Below are 22143 nucleotides of genomic sequence, written 5' to 3'. Positions count from 1 at the left end.
ACAAACAAATAAATAGATATAAATAATCCCGGGTCAAAAAGGCTCGGGATTATTTGTTATTCAAGCATTTTATGCCACATGCCTGGAAAATCAGGAATCGTTTTGCGAGTAGTAGAAATATTTTTGATTCTCATATTTTCTATGCGCAATCCAAGCATTGCAGCAAAAGTTGCCATTCTGTGATCCGCATAAGTTTCCATTACTTCCCCATGCATATGATTACTTGGCTCAATACGAATTCCATCTTCGAGCTCTTTAGCGCCAATCCCAACTCGATTCAATTCATTAACTAACGCTTGCAAACGATTCGTTTCATGCCCTCTCAAATGCGCGATACCATGAAGTTCACTTGGACCGTCCGCAAAAGCAAGAATAGCTGCAATACTAGGAGCAATCTCCCCTGCTGCACTCAAATCAAGATATGGAATTGCTTTAATCGCACTATCGCTTTCCACATGCATTATTCCAGCATCATCACCTGTTTTTTCAAAATTAACTTTTGCACACATTTTTTCTAATATTCCAGGAAGCAATCCTCCAGGTTGAGTTGAAGAAAACGGCCAATTAGGTATACTGACACTTCCTCCAGCAATCAATGATGCTCCTAAAAATGGCGCAGCATTAGAAAGATCAGGCTCTATAGTAACAACGTTAGCTAGATTTATTTTACTCTCTTTAACATGCCACATTGCGTTGCTAGTCATATTTACAGACCCACCCGCTTTGCAAATATCGTCCATAGTCATGCGAATATGTGGCATACTTGGCAATGTGTCACCAATATGTTTAAGCTCTAATCCACCAGGAATACGTGAACCAATCAGAAGCAGCGCAGAAATAAATTGTGATGATGAAGAAGAATCAATTTGCACGATTTTTTCAGAAAAATTATTTATTTTAAATTCGACTGAAGGTGGCGTAATAGTAAAAGGTAAAAAACCCTCTTCTTCGTGATATTTTACGCGAGCACCAAGCTGCTCTAAACCGTCAAGAACTGGCTTCATAGGACGAGCATAAGCTTGCTTATCGCCATCAAATCGCACAGCTTTATTTGCAAATAAAGCTAATGCTGCAACGAAACGCATTACAGTTCCAGCTAAACCGCAATACACTTCAGCATTATCTGAAACCCTAAAAACTCCGTCTTCTGGAGGAATTACACGAAGCTTAGTTCCATCTTCATTTAATGACTCACATCTAACGCCAAATGTAGATAAAGCGTTAATCATAAGATCCGTGTCGCGCGAGCGCAATAATCCTTGTAAAACTACTGATTTTGTGCCCAAAGCTGCCAAAATTAAATAACGATTCGACAAAGATTTACTGCCAGGAACCTCAATATAAGCTTTTAATTGATGATTAGCATACGGTGCTTTCCAAGGAGTAGTGCAATCTGCAATATCGTTAATATCACTCATACTATGAATACTATCGATTAACATGTACTGCTAAATAAGAATAAAAAAGCAAAAATACGCATATTTCATTAGATATAAAAAGTCGGGGTGACAGGATTCGAACCTGCGACATCCTGCTCCCAAAGCAGGCGCGCTACCAAACTGCGCTACACCCCGAGACTTTTGAACTGATTACCAGTTCCAAGCACAATCAATTACAATAGCGCACTTTGCAGACAAATGCAAATTACGACACACGTATTATGAAAATTTTTTCTTCATTACAAAATTCAACTAGCAAAACTCATTACTAGCTACCAAACGATACAATAGAATTAGTTTGAAGAAAAAGGGGCTAAGTATGGGACGCTTCCAGCGAACAGAGGCAATGGGCTTAATATCATTCATAGTTTGCGCAGCTTGTGGAATGATTATTATGAGAATGTATATAGTAACAATGCCAGCGTTTTGGCAAATTAGTCAGCGACTATTCCTTACAGCTTCAACTATTGTGTCTTTGTGCAGCGTAGGCGCTTTTATTGTTGGATACTTGCGTACAAATAAAAAAGTTATCAGCCATCACTTAATTCGAGTAGCTAAGCATGCGTTTGAAATAACAGCACTTTCTACGATTTACGGCGCGACAATGTTTCTTATGTCTTTTGCTTTGCTATCTATTATTAATAGTATTATTGGCAGAGCAGCAATGAACAGTTATTTACCAGTATTATGCTCAGCATTATCTGGAATTGTTGGATACGCAACTCTTATTCAAGCTGAACTTCTCGAAGCTAAAACAGTGGCTTCTCTCCTGCCATTATTCGTTATTTCTGGAGCTGCAACTGCAGGTCTTACGACAGATGATCCGTACTGGTATAACAATAATTTCTCTCAACTTGGAGACCGCACAACATTTGCAGCTAGTATGTTTAATGCAACACTTGTTTTGTCAGGAATTTGCATTATTATAACGAGCTACTTTGCTATTACTGAATTCGTTGCAACGCAGCATGAAATGCTGCAACACAATAGCCAAAAACTAATTAAATACTTCAAGATGCGCACAACTGTTATGGCAGCTTTGCTGATTCTTGGAGGAATATCGTTTATTGGAATAGGAACTTTTAGATACACACCACATCCTTTCTTACATGATTTGTGTGCTCGAGGAGTAACAGGATTAATTTGCACAATGCTTGTATGTCTTCCATGGCTTGCGCCTAAGCTTTCTCGCACATTCTATATTGCTTCCGATTTAGCGGTTATTCTTACTGCGTGGGCAGGAAATCAGTGGATACATGGAAATAATACTCTTACAAATGTTGAAGCATTATCGTGTCTGCTATTTCTTGGATGGATTATTGTATTTTCACGACAAGTTGCGGCTATGCAAAGCGATCGTCTTCAATCAAAAATAAATCAAGCTTTAGTATTAAATAGAAGCTCAAAAGCACAAATAGAATAAGAACAAAAGATAATTAAACTAACAAAAGCAGCGTAGAAACTTAAATTTCTGCGCTGCTTTTAGTTTTTTACAAGTCACGAAATTCTTTACAAATAAAACATAATATTTAATGTTCTGGTTTATGCTCACTCATAAGAAGCAAGAAACTACGAGATTGTGCAACAATATTAAATCCTGCCTCATATAACAATTCTGGACCCTTTGGATTATATGTGTCCACAATCAACTTCCACTTCTCACCATAACGTTTATCTGGCAAAGTAAAAGTAATAGGTTCATAATGCGCATTAAAAATAAGAATAAAGTCATTATCAACCATTCTCGTTCCATACCAGTCAGTTTCTGGAATATCCGAACCATTCAAATAAATCATCACAGATAAAGCATGAGTATTTGACCAGTCCTCCATATCCATAACAGTACCGTTATGATCAAGCCATTCAACTTGTGGAATATCGCTTACATCATCTCCAGCAGAACGACCCGTAAAGAAACGACGACGATGCAACACAGGGTGCTTTAATCGCAAGTGAATAAGCTTGGAAACGAAATCGAACATATCTCGTTGAGTTTCGTTATAATCCCAACTTATCCACGAAATAGCGTTATCTTGACAATAAGCATTGTTATTGCCCTTCTGCGTACGCATGACTTCATCACCAGCGCATATCATAGGAATGCCCTGGCTCATTAAAAGAGTTGAGAACAAATTACGTATTTGACGTTCACGCAATTCATTAACATCGTGAATATTAGTAGGTCCTTCAACACCGCAATTCCACGAACGATTGTCGTTCGCACCATCGCAATTGCCTTCCTTATTAGCTTCATTATGCTTTTCGTTATAGCTAACTAAATCGTTCATAGTGAAGCCATCGTGAGCTGTAATAAAGTTCACGGAAGCTACAGGCTTTCGTCCATTTTGCTCATATAAATCTGAGCTACCCATAAGTCTACTGGCAAATTCAGGTAATGTAGATGGTTGTGAACGCCAAAAGTCGCGGACACAATCGCGATATCTTCCATTCCATTCGGACCAACTTGGAGGGAATCCACCAACTTGATATCCACCAACACCAATATCCCAAGGCTCAGCGATAAGTTTTACACTTGAAATAATAGGATCCTGCTCAATAATGTCAAAGAATGCAGAAAGTTTATCTACTTCTTGGAACTGACGCGCAAGAGTTGCTGCTAAATCGAAACGGAAGCCATCAACATGCATTTCAGTTACCCAATAACGCAAACTATCTGTGATTAACCGCAATGCTTTTGGAGAACGCATAAGTAAGGAATTACCAGTACCGGTAGTATCAAAATAATGACGCTGGTCATTATCTACAAGGCGATAATATGCGCGATTATCAATACCACGGAAACTCAAAGTAGGACCACGATCATTGCCTTCAGCAGTGTGATTGTAAACCACGTCTAGAATAACTTCCATACCTGCAGCATGATATGCCTTAACCATTGATTTAAATTCGTTAACTTGCTCTCCGCGCTGACCAGAACTGGAGTAAGAATTTTGAGGAGCGAAGAAACCAATAGTGTTGTATCCCCAGTAGTTACTTAATCCTTTATTTTGCAAGAAAGAATCGTTTACAAACTGATGAATAGGCATCAATTCTATTGCAGTAACACCAAGCTTCCTTAAATAAGAAATAACGCTTGGATGTGCAAGTCCAGCATAAGTGCCTCTAATATCTGGAGGAACACGTTTATCAAGATTAGTCATTCCACGAACATGAGCTTCGTAAATAACAGAATCATGATACGGAATCATAGGATGCTGATCATTACCCCAGTCAAAATACGGGTTAATAACTGCAGCCTTCATCGTATGGTCTGCAGAATCTAAAGTATTCATTGCTGAAATATCATCTGGATTATCAAACCAATACGAGAAAAGACTCTCATCACCGTCTATATTTCCTTCAATCGCCTTGGCATATGGGTCAAGCAACAACTTATGAGGATTACACCATAAACCATGAGAAGGATCATAAGGTCCGTGAACACGATAACCATAACGCTGACCAGGCTGTATGCCTGAAACATAGTTATGCCACACGTATGAGTTCTGCTCAGTCATATCAATACGTGTTTCGTTATCATGCTCATCAAATAAACATAATTCAACGCGCTTTGCAACTTCGGAAAACAGCGCAAAATTCACGCCAGCGCCATCATAGTTTGCGCCAAGCGGATACATGGAACCTGGTCGTATATGCATAATATAAGTATCTCATATATTCGAGTAGTTTTCACGTCATGTTGACGTTATTTAAAAAAAGATTGAATTTAAATGAAAGCCTCAATTAATAACGTAATTCCATGGATCGCAAGCTTCACCTAACCAAGCAACTTCTGGACGCTCTCCATACATTTCTTCTATGCAATCAGCAATATCATTAATCGCATAAGTAAACCACAATGATTCAATAGCACTATGAGAAGTGTTAATAATCATAGGATATGTGTGTTGAATGTAATCTTCACCAGAAGAAAGACGCAGTTTCGATTCATATTTAGCTCGCTCAATTGCATCAAGTGCAGGATGATGACGCAAATCGCTTGTAACATATACGTCAACTTTTTCCTTGCGAACTTCATCTAACAAGCTTTCCCCAGAACCAGGCAAAACAGCTACTGTACTAACTTTCGCATCAAGATTTCCAGCAACTTGAACACCAACTTTTGTATGAGGAAGAACGTTAAAAACATTTTGCGCAAAATCACGCAATGATATTGGCACATCCAAAACACCAATTCTGCCTAAGCCAATGTTACGTCCAGCAGAATCAATCTGTTTAGAAACAACAATTGGACGCAAATTATGAAGACCAAAATACTCTGCCGCAGCATGAGCAACTCCGCGCCACGCGACATCCGCATTAGTGTGACCAACCCATAGCGCACAATTATTACTAATTAAGCGCTGCACAATTTCGCCACGAACAGTTTCGTTTGAAACTCCATGCACAGCTTTGAAAAATAGCGGATGATGAGTCACTAATAGGTTTGCATCCATTGATAACGCTCGATCAACTGCGCTAATCGTAGGATCACTAACACATACGATTCGCTGAATTTGGGAATTCAAGTCTCCAACAATAAGACCAGGCTCATCCCACTCTTCAGCAAAGCTTAATGGGTACAATGTTTCTATAGCTTCAATTACTTTGCTTAATCTAATCATTTCTTCTACCTTTAAGCAGTGCTAATGCGCTGCTAGTTGCCAATCTACACCAACTCCAGTAGAAACATTAAGAGGAACGTCTAAATGCACAGCATTTTCCATAGCTTTACGCACAATATTTTCTACCCGCGCTTGCTCACCATGTGAAATTTCCAGAATCAATTCATCATGTATTTGCAATATTACGCGGCTGCGCACTTTTGCTTCACGCAATCCCAAATCAACACGAAGCATAGCAAGTTTCATAATATCTGCGGCAGTACCTTGTATTGGAGCATTAAGAGCTCCGCGCTCAGCAGCTTCACGAGATGCACGATTATTGGAAGAAAGTTGCGGGAAATACCTACGTCGACCAAACATAGTTTCTGTGTACCCAAGTTCTTTTGCCTTCGACACAAGAGATTCCAAATAGTCATGAACATTGCCAAAAGTATCAAAATACTTATTTTTTAACATTTCAGCTTCAGCCGGACTAATAGAAAGCTGTTTTGCCAGCCCATAAGTACTCAATCCATATGCCAATCCATAGCTCATAGCTTTTACGTGAGAACGTTGATCCGGACTTACTTGTTCAACAGGAATCTTATAAACTAAGCTAGCAACATATTTATGAAAATCTACGCCGGAACGGAATGCTTCAATAAGAGTTTTATCATGAGATGCATGGGCCATAATACGAAGCTCAACTTGTGAATAATCACAACTCATTAAATATTCAAATTCTTCTCCTGGAATAAAAGCAGCACGAATTTCACGACCAGCAGCATTCCTATTAGGAATATTTTGAAGATTAGGATCAGCAGAACTTAAACGACCAGTTGCTGCAATAGTCTGCTCAAAAGTTGTATGGATGCGCCTATCGTCATAATGAGCTGCATCAATTAAACTTTGCACAATCTGTTTCAATTTATTAGTTTCGCGATGTTTAAGTAAAGCACCCAAGAATTGACTTGCAGGTTCTTCGGGATCGAGTTTAACGTACATAGCTTGCAAAGCTTCGGCATTAGTCGTGTACGAGCCATTCTTTGTGCGACGAGTAGGTTTAAGACCAAAATGCTCAAAAAGTATTTGTTGCAACTGCTTAGGGCTTTGTAAATTAACAGAACTACCTGCAACTTTCCAAGCCATATTTTGCGCAAACTCAGCATCTGCAGAAAATTGCTTAAGCATACTACTTAAACGTTGCATATCAACTGCAGCACCGACGTCTTCCATGCCACGCAAAACTCGCGAAATAGGCATTTCCAAATCAGTCATCAAACCAGTTTGTTTTCTATCATCAAGTGTTGAAGCAAAATGAAGAGCCAAAAGACGAATAAGAAGCGTAGTTCTTAAGAATTTAGCTTCACACGCTTGAGTTTGCTTTTCATTAGTTTCTTCTTCACTAGCTGGCATTCCATCGTCAATAAGAAGATCAAGCTCACCCTGCTTAGCTTCATTTTCACCCAAATTATCTTCATCTGACTGAATATCTAAATAATGTTCAGCCATATTTTCTAACGTTTCAGCTCGAAAATCAGGCTCCAATAAATATGATGCCAATCGAGTATCAAGAAGTGGAGTGCCAAATGAATTATTCGAATCGAATAATTTTAGCGATTTTAGCAATCCCAAATGCTTTTTATAATCATGCAATACTGTTATTGAGGAATTTTTTTGCAAGAACTTTCGTAACATCTCAAGCAAAGCTTGATCTGACGATTGCAAATCAGTCGTATATAATATTGCAGCTTTATTAGCAATAAGAATTATTAAACAATCTGCAATCAACTCAAAATGATGTTTTGAATTCTTATTGCACTCATGAGCGTATATTACAACTTCTTGATTTTTCAGTATAGGTTCGGCACATTTACGAGAATTATTTATAATTTTTTCGGAATTTAATTCTTCAAAAGTATCTTCAGTATTTTTTGAATCTTTCTTTATTTTTGTATAAAGCAAAGAAGAAACTGAATTCTCCCAATCAATAAAGTCCTCTACAGTTTTAACATGATGTAAGTCAATGCCTGCTAGCATTTCTTGAAAATTTTCTGCGTCAATATTTGATTGAGCACTTTGAGCTAGCTTATCGTTATTAGCGTCACCTTCATACGTAGACGAAAACATTATACGCATATTATTTTCGATAGATTGTTGCATACCGTTGCTAAAAGTTTTGAGAATCTTTCTCTTTTTTAATTCGCCAAATTCAAGTTGAGACAGCAAGATTCCTAATTTTACAGCATCAACATCACCAAAGCACAAATCATCTACAGTTACGCCTAAATCCAAATCGCAAACTAAAGCATTAACTTTACGGTTTAAACGAACTTGATCAATATTTTCTCTTAAAGCTTCTCCCTTTTTACCGCTAATCTCATTCGAATGTTCAATAATATTTTCTAGGCTGCCGAATTGATTAATCCATTTAGCAGCGTACCCATCTCCAACACCTGGAACTCCTGGAATATTATCTGCAGTTTCTCCTCTTAACGCTGCTAGATCAGGATATTGCTTAGGCGTAACATGATATTTTTCATAAACAGCATTCTTATCCATTTTTTTTAAGTCTTTAAAATGCTGTCCTGGATATAAAACAGTAATATTGTCATCTATAAGTTGGAATGCATCACGATCGCCAGAAAGTACTAAAGTTCTATAACCGGCATTCGAACCCATTACTGCAAGAGTGCCAATAACATCATCACCTTCATAACCGGGTTTCTCAATATAAGTGACACCAAGAGCTTTAAGCATCTGTTGAATGATAGGAAGCTGCGAAAGAAGCTCCTGTGGAGCAGCATCACGAGTACCTTTATATTGAGGCAGCATAGTATTTCTAAAAGTTCCACCTTTAACGTCAAAAGCAATAGCTAAGCGGTCAGGCTTCTCTTTTTTTACAACCTGTGAAAGCATAGTAATAAATCCCCAAATGGAATTTGTTGCTTGCCCAGAGCGAGTAGAAAAATTATCTGCAGATATTGCAAAAAAAGCACGGAACGCAAGAGAATGGCCATCGACAACCAACAACGTTCCTTTCTCATTCTTAAGTTCCGAAGAATGTTCTTCAACGATGTCGGTATTCACTGTTGACTACTCACCCACGTTCCGTAAATTACTAATAAATAACTATGCACTTATATAAAAATGAATAAATATAACCCTACTAATTTTCAGATGAAGATTCTACTTTATCATCGCTATACTTTGCAATAATAGCCATTGCAAGACGCTTCTTAGGGATACGCTGATCCATAGAAGTTTTTTGAATCCAGCGGAAAGCACCCTGCTCAGAGAATCCAGCCTTATCCATAAGAAGACCTTTAGCACGGTCTACAAGCTTACGTTCTTCTAAAGTATCTTCAGCTTTCTTCAACTTTTCTTCTGTTTTCTTCAACTGATCTTCAGCATCGTGTAACTTGTTTTCTGCACGCTCAACACTATCTAATAAATCGTTGATTTCACTAAAGCGACCCATAGCAACTTCCAAAGCAGGAAGAAGTTTAGATTCTTCATATGGCTTAGTAACGTACGCCATCGCTCCAGCACCAGTTGCTTGTTTTACTAAATCTGACTGTGAAAAAGCAGTGAGCATTACTACAGGAGCAATATTCTCATCACAGATTGTTGCAGCGGCAGTAATGCCATCCATAACAGGCATCTTAACATCCATGCATACAACATCTGGATGATTTTCACGAGTCAACTCAATAGCTTCTTGACCGTTAGCAGCCTGACCTATAACTTGATATCCGTTATCTTCAAGCATTGCAACTAAATCCATACGATTAACTGATTCATCTTCTGCAACTACTACAGTACGAATATGATTGGCCTTTTTTTCTTTAGCTTCTCGCTGAACAGCTTCATCATCTGCAGCTTTGCGCAGCTCATCATCAGTAAGTACCTCAGGCATTGCTGGCTCTGTCCCTTCATTTTCATCCATACCTGGCATATCCAAAACCTCACTTCATTGCCACACATTCACAGGGCAACATCGCCATGCATCTTTAACATGGCGTTCGCGCAACGGCACACTCACAAACACTAGCGAAAATTGCGCATCATAACACAATCTGCAAGTCATTAAAATACCGCATGCGCACCATGTTCGTGTCAATTAATAATATCATAAGAATTGCAAGACGCGCGAACAAGCACATACAATTAGCACTATTTTGCTTATTTTATATAATCGCAGATAATAATACAGCCAACGCACCAAGTATTGCCTGAGCAACGCACATAGGAAAAGCATCCTTATAGTCACCCATAAGCACACATTTAGTAAATTTATAGGCTTTAATAATAATAACTAACAATAAAATCCACTGAAAAGTAGCAAAAAATAAATGCCACGAAGAATTGCATACAATTGCACTAAAACTGAGGAAAATTTCAACACTATAAAAGCGCCATATTGACGGCACTGCTGAAGGTAACGCAATAATCAAAACAGAATATGCAATCAAAAGAACAGCAGAAACAATGCTCATAGCAGCACATAAACGTCTGCCATTGCGCTCGCCAATTTTAACCATAGCAGTTATTTTTCCATGTTCTTTATCGCTTTTAATATCTCGAAGATTGTTTACCATCATTAAGCAAGCCGAATAAGCACCAGGAATGCAAGATATTAGCACACAAGCCAAAATCCTTTGCCTGTTATTGATAAATATGCTAGTTTCTGGAATACCAATTCCATATGTAATTGCGCATAACGAACCAATAAAAGGAACAGGGCCGAAAAATACAAACGCACTTACTTCTCCCCAACCCTTATAACCGTAAGGATGTTTACCTCCTGCATAAAACCATGCTGCAGCAAAGCACGCAATTCCAAGTAAAATAAACCAATATATTCCAGTTCGCAAAACAATAATCAAACCAAAAATACAAGAAATAAAAGCAGAAATTATTACGGCTTTAAGCACAGATTTCGCGGAAATTCCAGCATTTGCAAGGCGCCAAGATACATCGCACAAAGGTTTTGAATTATTGCTACTTAAAGCACGCAAACTACGATTCTCATCCAAGCCATTCAATCCGTCACAATAATCATTGGCATAATTGACGGCGATTTGTATAAACGCAGCAACCATGCAGCACAAGAAAAATTGTATAAAACATTGCTCTAGATGCATAACTGGTTCTTCAAAATACGAAAATCGTATCATTCTAAATGAAACCGCAAACGCCATAACAACAGGAACTAAGCCTATTGGAAGCGTGTAAATTCTTGCACCCTTAAGCCAAATTTTTACACTTTTCATCAAAAGCCTCATAAATTATTTATGATTTATTTATTTATGATTTACACAAATATTTTATACTAAATTTGGCAAAAAGATTGAAGTGCATATTGGTAAAGCAATAATAAGTGCAGAAATAACTAGAGACAAGAATCCACGCCATCCGAATGGGTATTTGTAATACGAAGACTTGCGTGTGCGCAAATAAAAACCGCGCTCTTCCGCTGCTAGTGCAGAACTATCTGCTTTACGCACTGAAGAAACCAAAAGAGGCACAATAAGAGGCATCATAAGTTTTAATTTTTTAAATGGATTTTTACTATCGTATTCAACTCCGCGAGCCATTTGAGCTTCTGTGATTTGAGACATTTCTTGCGCAAAAATAGGCACAAAACGAACCGCAGTAGTTATAGTAAAAGCGTAACAATATGGAATATGCAAATATTGGACTACAGCATTTGCAAGATCGTTTAATTTAGTTACTGTTAGTACGGTAACAAGAGGAAAAGCAAAGCAGAACAATCTCAAAGCAGCTTTTGCACCAATATCAATGCCGTGCAATGTGAACCACAAGAAAATATAGTTGCCACTTTGAGCAATAACAGTCTGCAGCAAAAACATTACGCAAGAAATTATTAACATAGCTTTAATAAGACCAGATAATGTTTTAACAACACGAGTAAAAGCCATGCCAATAAAAATAATAGCTGCAAGCGCAATAAGCGCGGAATACTGTTTAGCAATAAACACGCTTATTACAACACTCGTAGCAAGAATTAGTTTTGCAATAGGATTAGTGCGATGAAGAAAAGTGTTACCTGGCTGGTAAGTTAATAATCTCGTTTTCATAAATATCAGACGCCTTTACTTCTACTTTTATTTGCTACTTTTATTTGCTATTGCTTCTGTTAATTCTGCTGATTCTGTACAGTCTGTTTTGTGATTTTTTCGCCGCGCAACGCTTCTACTAATTCTTCGCGCACATACAAGCCATTGCACTTATTAAATCCATGCGCAACCAAGCCTTGAGAAACGGAACACAATAATGGTGGATACAATGCTGCAGCAGAGCACACTTCCGGTTTTTCAAACACATCGTACGCTGAACCATCAATAATAAGCTTTCCATCATTAATTGTTATAAGTCGAGTTGCATAATCAAGCACAACTTCCATATCGTGACAAACCATAATCACGCAACAACCGTTTTTTCTTAAACGCTCTACAACTTGCATAATTCTCATGCATTCCTTGTAATCAAGACCGCAAGTTGGCTCGTCAAGAAGAAGAATCTTAGGATTTGTTACAACTGTTGCAGCTAAAGCAACCATTTGACGCTGGCCACGAGAGAGCATAAACGGGCTAGCTTCAGAATCCAGCTCCAACTCATCAATAATTTCCATTGCGTGAGCTTTAGCTTCGTCCTCATTCTGACCAATCAAAATACAGCTTAAAGTAACTTCTTCAAGTACCGTTTCTTTGCATAATTGTCGGTCAGGATTTTGAAATAAGGTAGATACATATTTTGCTATTTGACTAATACGAAGAGACTTAGTGTCAACGCCATCAATTGTTACGTTGCCTTCTGTTGGTTTTAATAAACCATTAATAATTTTGGTAATAGTTGTTTTGCCAGCACCATTTCTACCAACAAGAGTTACGAGCTCTCCAGCGTAAGCTTCAAAAGACACGTTTTTTAGCGCACTAACGCCACTTTGATACAAAAAACTGACGTTTTTAAGCGAAAGACATGGTGAATCGTTTTTCGATTTATTTTGTGCGTAAGATTGTGTAGAGACTTGCGATTCGTGTGAAAAGTCGCAAGCAAGCGCCGATTTATTTGAATCGCATTCACGATTATCAAATTCACTATGTGAATCAACATGTGAAGTCAAAGATTTTTCACTATTAATCGTATTAACAATAGTATTTACTGTATCTTCTACAGACACAGGCAAATCGCTTTTAGAGCAAATATTCTCACGCTGTAAATCATTAACCAAATGCGTAGTACGCGGATAATTTATTCCAATAGAATAAAGCAAATCCATATTTTTCAACGCTTGGCTAACAGGCAAATCAAGCGACAAAATGCCATTAGAAAGCACAACTAAACGCTTGCAATACTCGCTTAAAAGCGCAACTTTTTGCTCAATTACAACAACCGTTATTCCAAAATTCTTATTCAAATCTTTAAGAATCGAAAAAATCATTTTAGAAGAAACAGGATCTAAAGCGCACGTCGGCTCATCTAACACCATAACTTTAGGCTTTAGCGCAAGAATAGCAGCAATTGCAACCTTCTGCTTTTGACCTCCAGACAAAGTGTCTAAATCACGGTTACGCAAATCACTAATGCCAACAATTTGCAAAGCTTCATCTATTCGACTTGGTATTTCGCTATGCGCAACGCCAAAATTTTCTAAGCCAAAAAGAATCTCATCTTCAACATTTGCGGCAACCATTTGCGCATCAATATCTTGAATAACAGATCCAACCAAGCAAGCAATGTTAGTTAAAGCAAGATTGTTAGTGTCTTGACCCGCAATCTTAACGCTTCCTAAAAGTTCGCCAGAATAATGATGCGGAATCGCGCCAGAAAAAAGCGAAGCAAGAGTTGTTTTTCCAGAGCCAGAAGGACCAATAATTCCCACAAATTCGCCAGATTCTACGCTAAGACTTACATCTTTTAGTGCAAAAGTGGAATCTTGTGCCTCTGAAGAGTCTAAAGAATCATCTTTATTCCGATTCACATACTTAAAAGACACATCTTTTAGCTCAAGCAAAGGCACAATAATTCCTAACTCTTAGAAACCTAACAATTACAATTACTAATGATATCTTACGATTATATTTATTCTGCGATTATATTCTTTGATGATTATATGACTTGCTGCATATTATCCAGCACAAACTATTCAACAAAATCATCAAATACATATTATCCAAAATACATATCATCTAAAATAAATCATCCAAAACAAATTCAAACACTTACTTATGCAGAACGAGTCGAATTGGGGTGTAAAGCACTTCAACAACAACAGCATTAAACACAGCAGTTCCAAAAATGATTGGAAGCATAACAAAAATCGTCTTAGGAGAATGAAGAACAAAGAAAGATGCAGTAGAAGCAAATATTAAACCAGAAACAACTGTAGTTATAAAAGTTGCTATAAGTGGGAAAATACTGAACTTTCTAGCAGCATCCTTAGGGAAAACGCGAACATAAGCCATAATCATCAAAGTCATAACAATCGCTGCCGGAATATCGCAAACATAATTAAGACCAGGAATAGATGCGTTAAATTGCATCAAAGTTGCAGCCAAAGCACCAATAATCGCGCCCTGAATAACATTTGGACGAACAAGCAAGATTGCAAGACAGAATGATGCGATTAAAAAGTTTGGTTTAATGTTTCCAATTGAAAGTGCTTTTGCAGCAGTAAAGTCAAGAATACATCCTGCTGCAAAAAGAACTGCAACCAACACTAAAGACGTAATATCTAAAGCATGCTTTTTAATGCTTACAGCATTAATCATGCTATCTGCATGTTCGCTAATTTCCTGATTCATAATCTTCTCCTTCATAATGCGATAATCAAATTTTAATTATCGACTTTTGATATTTATTTATGCTTACTTACATTCATTTATGTTTGTTTATATTTGTTTGCGTTTATTCAAGTTAATTTATTTACTTATTCTTCAATGTTGTTTTACTTGTGCAAAACAAGTCGAATTGGAGCGTAAAGCACTTCAACAACAACTGCATTAAATACTGCAGTTCCCAAAATAATTGGCAACATAACCATTACCATATTTGGAGAGTGAAGAATAAAGAAAGCTGCAATAAGAGCAAAAATGCAACCGGAAATTACTGTAGTAATGAAAGTAGCAATAAATGGGAATACGCTTACTTTACGAGCTGCATCCTTTGGGAACACGCGAATATAACCAATTAATATTGCAGTCATAATGATTGCAGCTGGAATATCACAAGCATACTCAAGGAACGGAATCGAAGTATTAAATTGAATTAACGTTGCAGCCAAAGCACCAATAATAGCACCCTGGTAAATCTTCGGTCTAACAAGCAAAATCGACAAGCAGAATGAAGCAATAACGAACTCAGGCTGAATATTTCCAATAGAAAGAGACTTTGCAACAGTAAAGTCAAGAATGCATCCTGCAGCAAAAAGCACTGCAACTAACACCAGTGAAGTAATATCTAATGCGTGATTCTTAACTTTCACATTTTGCATCATTGCAGCTGCAGCATCTGTAGTTGCGTTTGCACCATTGTTGTAAGCTTCCTTAACGGTTTCGTTAATTTCTTGAGCCATGATTTCTCTCCTTGTTTAAGCTTCATATTATTTGAATACAAAGCTATCGAATATTTTGTTGTTATTTGTGATTTGTGATTTGGTTATTTTTTAAAATTTAAGCTTATATACAAAAAGACCTCCGGGCTTACCCCGGAGGTCTTTTATAAGCTTTTATACGCAGCTTCTAAAACTTCAGAGTAAACTCACACCAAAGAGAAGACTGCCACCACCACATACGAGCAGCGTTAAGAGCATTGTGAGATTCAGCATTCATGTTCATGTTACGCATGATAACTGCCTCCTTAAGCTCATTAGCTGACTGTGGCTCACACACAAACCTCAACCGAAGTATTCGATATTTATTTGTGTTGGAAATGATGCTAACACTGCAAAAGTACAAATGCAAATATTGATTCGTAAAATATAATCATATTTTCAAAAATATAAGCAAAACATTACTTTTTAAAAATCTCCTATAAACCATTCTTACATAAGGAAAACAGCTACTATAATTTTAAAAAACGCCCGAAATTATTCAAAGCAAAAAATTTCTAAAAATAAGCGCAACACGCAAGCAAAAATAAAAAATGAGGGTAATAGCTTAGCAATTGCTACTACCCTCATTTTTTATTAAAACCTCAGTACTTAATCACAAAACACAAAATTATGCGAAAAGCACTTTGGATTTTAATAATTGCAAGACAGATGCTTAGAACGCCTTACTTTAATCAAGAAAGCACCTGCAACAGGCAACAATATTGCAATAATAAATGCGATTTGCGCTACACTACTGCCTGTTGAACTTAACGCATGAACATTCTTCTTAACAGCATTATTTACTACTGTTATTTCAGTCCAAGCAACTTGATTACCTTTTTCGTCAACCAAAACAACCGTATGCTTTCCGGTATATCCAGCTGGGAACTGAGCATCAAATTGAGGCTTGCCATTAACCATGCGAACAGTCACAAACTTTGAACCATCAGCACCCTTAAGCAAGCGTGGAGATGAATAGATATACGCGTAAGCATAAACTACTCCATCACGCTGCAAACGCTCGGTGAACTCTTTGTTTACAACATTAATTCTCACACTGTTAACAACACCTGCAGTTGCAACGTTATTGTTACCAACGCTAAGAGTTCCCTTTAATTCTGGATTAAGCTGCTGAACTGTTTTCGGAGCAACAGGTACAGGAGTAGATTCTGCTGGCTTAGCTGGAGCTGGTTTAGCAGAATCAGCTGGAGCCGGCTTTTCTGTTTTTTCCGACGGAACTGGCTTTTCCGACGGAACAGAAGGCTTAGACGGCTTTGATTGTTCACTGGACTCAGACGGAGTCGGCTTCGGAGCAGGAGCAGGAACTTGCTGATGCTCACCAGGTTTTGGAGCTGGAGCTGGCTTTGTGCCAGGCTGATCAGGTTTTGGCTTCTCAGGCTTCTTACTAGGATCCTCACCAGGCTTTGGCTTTTCACCAGGCTTTTCACCAGGCTCAGACGGATTCTCAGGCTGTTTGCCAGGCTCATCACCAGGCTTTGCATCCGGAGGAATTGGCTTAGATTCCTTATCTTTACTAAGCAATACTGCTGTAGAAACAGGAGCAATCTTGTATGTGCCATCATCAGCAACAGTTGCGTCTTGAGCAGTATCATTCACTTTGCCATTAGCAACAAGTGCAGAATACTTTCCTGCTGGAATCTTTACTTGAGTTTCAGCATTATTAGCATTGAACACTACAACATATTGCTTATCTGCATCGTTAAGTGTGTAAGCAATTACACCATCAGGAGTGCCATCAATCATCTTCATGTTCTTGTTAATTGTTGCATAATCAAAATCACGAAGAGATTTAATGCTCTTGCGTAGCTTCAACAATCCCTTGAAATAGTTCACGGAATCAGACTTGTCAGCAGCACGATTCCAATCAAGAGCATTGTCTTTATCGCCAGCATTGTAACTATTATCGTTACCATTCTTAGTTCGCAAGAATTCCTGACCAAGCTGAATAAACGGCATGCCGCGCGAAAGCAAAATCATTGAATTTGCAAGCTTTACTCTCTTCAATCGTACGTCTTCAGTGTCGTTAGGAGCAGAGACCTTTAGCTTATCGTACAACGACAAGTTATCGTGAGCTTCAACATACTGAACAATTTGACCTGCATCAGCAAAGTGCGTTTCAGCATTACCATTCCAGCACTTAACAGTACTACTCGTGCCAAATTGGCAACCAAGCAAATTATGCTCAAGCAAAGCCTTAACACCTTTATCTGTATTGCCATTGACAAAACCAGTACCCTTAGCAGCAAACACAGAACCTTTTACAGAATCGCGGAATGAATCGTTAAAGAACGCTACTCCTGGAATCTTATAAGCATTTGGTTGAATAGTAGACTCGCTCTTAGGAAGCAGTTCATTCATATCCCAGCCTTCACCAAGCACAATAATTGAAGGATCAATCTTATTAAGCTCAGCACGCACTTCTTGCATAGTCTTCAGGTCAATTAAGCCCATCAAATCAAATCGGAAGCCGTCGAGGTTGTAATGCGTAGCCCAATACTTCACAGAATCCAAAATATACTTGCGCATCATTTGACGTTCAGACGCAGTATCGTTACCGCATCCAGAATTACCATTCAGAGCACCATCCTTATAGCGGAAGTAGTATCCAGGAACTGTCTTGTTAAACGAATGATTTTGTGCGTCGTAAACATGGTTGTAAACAACATCCATAATCACACGCAAGCCAGCTTTATGAAGACCAGCAATCATTTGCTTAGCTTCCTGAACTCGCGTTGTTGGATTGGCAGGATCCGTAGAGTAAGATCCTTCAGGAACATTGTAGTTTTGCGGATCATAGCCCCAGTTTTGAGCACCTGGCTTTCCATAGCTCAAGTCACCAGTTTCATTCACAGAACCAAAATCATACATTGGCATGATTTGCACGTGAGTGATGCCTAGAGACTTCAAATAATCAAAGCCAGAAACATTCTGCTTATCTGTAGTCTTAGTACCTTCTTCTATTACGCCAAGATACTTACCGCGATGAGCATCGCTAATACCAGAGTTTGGATTGATTGAGAAGTCACGAACATCCATTTCTGCAATTGTTGCGTCACTTGGATTCGTAAACTTTGGCATACGCTTTCCAGCACTACCTGCGTCTTTATCTGCTAATACAACAGAATGCTCGCCGTTTACTACTGCAGCTTTCGCATAAGGATCAGCAGAAACATTCACTGTGCCATCAGCAAAATGAACTTCATATGCGTAAGCTGTATTAGCTTTATCGCCATCGAGCTTTGCAGACCATACACCATGATCTTCTGCTTTCATAGCTGTTTCTTTGTCTTTTTCAGCGTTTTCTTGAGTCGACTTATAAGTAATCAGCTTTACTTCAGTTGCTGTTGGAGCCCAAAGCTTGAAAGTAGTTGAAGAAGCAGAATACACAGCACCTAAATCATCGCCAGTATAAGCGTATTTCTTATCGAATTCATCGGTACGAATTACGCTAGCACCAGTTTTTGAGGAAGCAGAAAGCTTAATACCTGTAGCTAATCCCTTAATACTCAACTCATACTTATGCTTAATATTAAGGTCATTCTTGGTTTCGATAGTAATCTCTGAACCACTAGCTTTAACAGAATTAAGCTCAACAGTCTTGTTAGGATTTTCACTAGCATCCAAAAGTGTTACGTCAGAATCTTTTACAGAAGACACGTCACCAGACACTTTTACAACTAACTTCTTTAAGCCAACAATATCAGCAGACATCACGTGAGCTGCAAGCTGTGGCATAGTAGCGTTTAAGTATACTGTCATGTCATCTTGCATTAACCAGACTTCAGCACTACCCTTGTTTGGATCACTTGGATCTAGCTTAATCGCGTTGTTTGGAATACTGCGATCGCTAGGATCTTGTTTATCCCAAGCATTATTTGGCGTAGACTTTCTAACTTTGAAGCCAACACTGTCAATACCGCCATCATTCTTAGCAGTAAAGGTTGCAATCTTGCCGTAATCATCATGCGAAGTAAAGTAACGAGCAGTACCACCGGTTCCGTCATTCCAAGTCCACATGTTCCAGCCTTCATAATCGCCAGCATTCCTGCGATAATGAACTGTTACCTTTAGCTCTTTTGGCTTCTTCTTAAGATTGTCTGGAGCAGCAAACTGCGTAGTACCCGTTCCGCCTGTTACCCAAGCTTCAGCAAGACCACTTGCGCAGTTTTCAATAGCACGATCGCCACCGTCTTTATTCCAATCTTTTGTAGTAGTAATAAAGGAAAGTGACTTGTTTTCAAAAGAACCATCAACCGTAGTTTCAAAAACTTTGCCGAATTTATCACTGCCATTGAACTCATGCCAAGCTCCAGGTAAATCTTTACCATCCTTGTCTTTGCCCCACAAATAAACGCCAATATCGCGAGTATCACTCACTTTTTGTGCGTAGTGGATGCGAACAGTAGTCTTTGGATTATATGCTACTGGGCAAGGATTTACTCCAACGCTACCCTTGTAATCTTGAGCTACATACGAATCAGTGTGAGCTGGAATCTTAAAGTTATTATTATTATCTCCTTCGTCGTGATACCAGTAATCTTTGCCATCGTTAAACACTGCTTCATAAGCTTTGCCATTGGTTGTAATTGTCTTCTTATACCAACCGTCGCAAGCCTTTTGCATCTCTTCGCCAGGAACTGTAGTCCAGCTTGAGCCTATGCCGTAATGAACATATACTTTTTTATCTTTAAACTTTTCATCTGGCTTAAAGTAAATGGTCGTTGTAGGGTCTTCTGGCATGCCTGCATCAGGCTTTTCTTCACCATATTGAGGATCAGATGCGTCTGCGGCAGAGCCTGCCGGATGATTAGCCTTTGTGGCATTAACATGTAAAGCTACTGCTTCGCGAGCGCCAATCTTGGTTTTAACTTCACCTTTTTCAACTTTAACAGTCTTAGAGCAGTCTCCTGCAGCATACACATTGCAGTACTCACCATCAGGCAAATCAGTCTTATAAGAAACTTCTTTTTCGTCAAGAGAATTGTTGATCGCTAAGAAGCCCTTCTTTTCGCGGCTAAAAGCAATGTTGTTATCGCCATCATCCTGCCAATTTGTGACTTTCGCACCTTGAACAGCATTGTAGAATCCAATCATTCCACGAATCGAAGTCCAACGCTGAGTGCACTGCCACTTTGAATTAGCACCACAAGTTACTTCCGGAACAGACGTTTCAGTTGCACCAGGAGCACCATCATCATTCTTATCGAACTTGTATCCGGAATACACGTTTGGAGTGCCGTATGGCCACGCGAGCATGAAAGCGTTTGCTAAAGCGTAACGACGACCGTCCTTATACGTAAGCACGCTGTTACCGCGCTCTGTATCCCAATTCGTAACGAAAATAGCAGCTTTATCGCTCTTAACCATTCCGTCTTGAACTTTGTTCAAAGGCTTGCTTGCCTTCATCAGCGAGCCTTTGAAACTTTGCATAAGCTGGTAAGAGTAGCCAAACTCGTTAACTTCGCCTTCATTCAAATGCGCAGCTGGCTGAATTTGTTGAGCTTCTGAAGGATTGCCAATAGTTTCCTGCATCCACCAGATGTCATGAATCTTTTTGCTATCTTCAACACTTTCGTTGTATTGCCTTATAGCAGAAGCTTTAATGCCCCTCATATCTTCTGGCGAAATATGCTTTACAGCATCAACACGGAAACCAGCAACACCAAGCTTCAACAAATCTGCAAAATACTTACCTAAAACTTGCTGAACATGCGGCTTAGAAGTATCCAAATCAAGCAAACCAACAAGTCTGTGAGTCCAAACTTCTTCAGCATTCGTGTAATCTTTAATATTTTCAGTGCTCTTATGGAAATCATCCTTAGTGTATCCAGCGTCTTCAAAAGTCTGCGAAGCAGCATCATACTTACTACCACCAACGCCAACAGTATCCTTATTATCAACGCCAGCCATGTGATTAATCACAGCATCAGCAATAATCCCAACGCCCTTTGCCTTGCAAGTAGTAATCATATTCTTAAACTCAGCTTCAGTGCCAAGTTTAGAATTTAATTTGTAGCTCACAGGCTGGTAAGAAGTCCACCAAGCTTTACCTTTAATATGATCCTGCGGCGGCGAAACCTGCACATACTTCACACCTTCAGGACCATAAGTTTGCTTACACTCTTTTGCAATACTTTTCCAATTCTGCTGGAATGCAGTAACAATAACACCCTTACTTTTAAGAGTTACATTAGTAGAAGTTTCTTTGCTATTGCTAGACTCCCCGCTAGTCGCAGCGTTTGCGCTAATTGTAACAGCAAAACCAGTTACAAGCATTGCAACAGACGCAACAACAGCAACCATCTTCGATGCAAAGTGTCGACGATGACTCATCAGTATCCTTTCCTCCATTGGTATTAACGCGCTTCTTCCTTGGATGCATTAATAGCTTTAATACACAAGCGATGGCTAGCACAACCATGATGCTAACCATCGCCCATAATGTGTATAATCAGCGGAG

Annotated in this window: 12 protein-coding genes and 1 tRNA gene; 1 reads left to right on the top strand and 12 read right to left on the bottom strand. The window is 38.7% G+C overall.

Annotated elements, in window-relative coordinates; all coding sequences use genetic code 11:
* Positions 1-56: 56 nt before the first annotated feature.
* Together aroA and K9E37_RS06250 are read right to left on the bottom strand one after the other, a co-directional pair.
* Complete coding sequence (gene aroA / locus K9E37_RS06255) at positions 57-1418, bottom strand: 3-phosphoshikimate 1-carboxyvinyltransferase (protein ID WP_248893277.1); 1362 nt, start codon at positions 1416-1418, stop codon at positions 57-59.
* Positions 1419-1500: 82 nt separating this feature from the next.
* Positions 1501-1574: transfer RNA gene (locus K9E37_RS06250), tRNA-Pro, on the bottom strand.
* A gap of 184 nt (positions 1575-1758) precedes the next feature.
* Between K9E37_RS06250 and K9E37_RS06245 the strand changes: the two genes are divergently transcribed.
* The gene (locus tag K9E37_RS06245; RefSeq protein ID WP_064621525.1) at positions 1759-2862 is read left to right on the top strand and encodes a hypothetical protein; all 1104 of its coding nucleotides are present in this window, start codon (positions 1759-1761) and stop codon (positions 2860-2862) included.
* A 106-nt stretch (positions 2863-2968) separates the two neighbouring features.
* Here the strand turns inward: K9E37_RS06245 and glgX are convergent, their stop codons facing one another.
* The 10 genes from glgX to pulA all read right to left on the bottom strand — a co-directional run bounded on the left by glgX (position 2969) and on the right by pulA (position 21986).
* The gene (glgX, locus tag K9E37_RS06240; protein ID WP_012914065.1) at positions 2969-5098 is read right to left on the bottom strand and encodes a glycogen debranching protein GlgX; all 2130 of its coding nucleotides are present in this window, start codon (positions 5096-5098) and stop codon (positions 2969-2971) included.
* 81 nt (positions 5099-5179) lie between these two features.
* Positions 5180-6064 carry a Nif3-like dinuclear metal center hexameric protein gene (locus K9E37_RS06235; RefSeq protein ID WP_004111331.1) on the bottom strand — a complete coding sequence of 295 codons (885 nt, stop codon included), beginning with the start codon at positions 6062-6064 and terminating at the stop codon, positions 5180-5182.
* A gap of 21 nt (positions 6065-6085) precedes the next feature.
* Entirely contained in the window at positions 6086-9133 is a 3048-nt protein-coding gene (gene polA, locus K9E37_RS06230; protein ID WP_248893275.1) for a DNA polymerase I, read from the bottom strand.
* Positions 9134-9212: 79 nt separating this feature from the next.
* A complete protein-coding gene (locus tag K9E37_RS06225) occupies positions 9213-10001 on the bottom strand; it encodes an ANTAR domain-containing response regulator (protein WP_004111325.1) in 789 nt (262 codons plus the stop codon).
* A gap of 232 nt (positions 10002-10233) precedes the next feature.
* Positions 10234-11319, bottom strand: coding sequence for a 1,4-dihydroxy-2-naphthoate octaprenyltransferase (menA, locus tag K9E37_RS06220; protein WP_033888750.1), 1086 nt, complete (start codon positions 11317-11319; stop codon positions 10234-10236).
* Between the two features lie 54 nt (positions 11320-11373).
* On the bottom strand, positions 11374-12147 hold the full coding sequence (locus K9E37_RS06215; protein ID WP_004111322.1) for an energy-coupling factor transporter transmembrane component T family protein: 774 nt from the start codon (positions 12145-12147) through the stop codon (positions 11374-11376).
* A gap of 59 nt (positions 12148-12206) precedes the next feature.
* On the bottom strand, positions 12207-14090 hold the full coding sequence (locus tag K9E37_RS06210; RefSeq protein ID WP_103013977.1) for an ABC transporter ATP-binding protein: 1884 nt from the start codon (positions 14088-14090) through the stop codon (positions 12207-12209).
* 202 nt (positions 14091-14292) lie between these two features.
* Positions 14293-14874: a tryptophan transporter gene (locus K9E37_RS06205; RefSeq protein ID WP_012914058.1), complete on the bottom strand. Its 582-nt coding sequence runs from the start codon at positions 14872-14874 to the stop codon at positions 14293-14295.
* Positions 14875-15017: 143 nt separating this feature from the next.
* Positions 15018-15644 (bottom strand): hypothetical protein, encoded by a 627-nt coding sequence (locus tag K9E37_RS06200; RefSeq protein ID WP_004111317.1) that lies wholly within the window; start codon positions 15642-15644, stop codon positions 15018-15020.
* Between the two features lie 669 nt (positions 15645-16313).
* Positions 16314-21986 carry a type I pullulanase gene (pulA, locus tag K9E37_RS06195; RefSeq protein ID WP_248893617.1) on the bottom strand — a complete coding sequence of 1891 codons (5673 nt, stop codon included), beginning with the start codon at positions 21984-21986 and terminating at the stop codon, positions 16314-16316.
* Positions 21987-22143: the final 157 nt, after the last annotated feature.

The organism is Gardnerella swidsinskii, from assembly GCF_023277705.1.
GTDB lineage: Bacteria > Actinomycetota > Actinomycetes > Actinomycetales > Bifidobacteriaceae > Bifidobacterium > Bifidobacterium swidsinskii.
Note: the sequence above shows the minus strand (reverse complement) of the source record. Positions and strands in the feature narration are given on the sequence as shown.

Excerpts from the sequence above, each read along its gene's own strand:
- K9E37_RS06200 (WP_004111317.1), bottom strand. The coding sequence starts at position 15,644 with ATGGCTCAAGAAATTAACGAAACCGTTAAGGAAGCTTACAACAATGGT.
- aroA (WP_248893277.1), bottom strand. The coding sequence starts at position 1,418 with ATGAGTGATATTAACGATATTGCAGATTGCACTACTCCTTGGAAAGCA.
- K9E37_RS06225 (WP_004111325.1), bottom strand. The coding sequence starts at position 10,001 with ATGCCAGGTATGGATGAAAATGAAGGGACAGAGCCAGCAATGCCTGAG.
- K9E37_RS06235 (WP_004111331.1), bottom strand. The coding sequence starts at position 6,064 with ATGATTAGATTAAGCAAAGTAATTGAAGCTATAGAAACATTGTACCCA.
- glgX (WP_012914065.1), bottom strand. The coding sequence starts at position 5,098 with ATGCATATACGACCAGGTTCCATGTATCCGCTTGGCGCAAACTATGAT.
- K9E37_RS06205 (WP_012914058.1), bottom strand. The coding sequence starts at position 14,874 with ATGAATCAGGAAATTAGCGAACATGCAGATAGCATGATTAATGCTGTA.
- K9E37_RS06245 (WP_064621525.1), top strand. The coding sequence starts at position 1,759 with ATGGGACGCTTCCAGCGAACAGAGGCAATGGGCTTAATATCATTCATA.
- K9E37_RS06215 (WP_004111322.1), bottom strand. The coding sequence starts at position 12,147 with ATGAAAACGAGATTATTAACTTACCAGCCAGGTAACACTTTTCTTCAT.
- pulA (WP_248893617.1), bottom strand. The coding sequence starts at position 21,986 with ATGGTTGCTGTTGTTGCGTCTGTTGCAATGCTTGTAACTGGTTTTGCT.
- menA (WP_033888750.1), bottom strand. The coding sequence starts at position 11,319 with ATGAAAAGTGTAAAAATTTGGCTTAAGGGTGCAAGAATTTACACGCTT.